This is a genomic window from Chromohalobacter sp. HP20-39 (genome assembly GCF_033052815.1).
Classification (GTDB): domain Bacteria; phylum Pseudomonadota; class Gammaproteobacteria; order Pseudomonadales; family Halomonadaceae; genus Chromohalobacter.
The window spans coordinates 1-398 of sequence record NZ_JAWHTP010000232.1 but is presented as its reverse complement, the minus strand read 5'-3'; the positions used below and the strand labels follow the sequence as shown (position 1 = coordinate 398).

Genomic DNA, 398 nt, shown 5'->3' with positions numbered 1-398 from the left:
CAATGAAGGAACGTTGCTGGTGGGCCTGCGCCTGAATCCCGGTGTGACGCTGGCCGAATCTTCGGCGCTTGCCCAGCAAGCCGAGCTGCTGGTCGCGCAGGTGCCGGAGGTGCAGCACGTGGGCCGGCGCAGCGGACGGGCCGAGCTGGACGAGCATGCCGAAGGTGTGCATGTCAGTGAACTGGACGTGGGTCTGCTGCCTGCCTCAGAGCTAAAGCGCTCCATGGAGGAGATCACCGCCGACATCCGTTCGCGTCTGGCTCACTTGCCCGGCTCCATCGGCATTGGCCAGCCGATCTCGCACCGCATCGACCACATGTTGTCGGGGGTGCGCTCGCAGATCGCCATCAAGGTGTTCGGCGAGGACCTGGACGTCCTGCGCGGGCAGGCGGATCTGC

1 protein-coding gene is annotated in these 398 nt (G+C 66.1%); it reads left to right on the top strand.

The window, feature by feature from the left end:
* On the top strand, positions 1–398 hold a 398-nt coding region (locus RVY79_RS17780), incomplete at both ends, for an efflux RND transporter permease subunit (protein WP_317465834.1).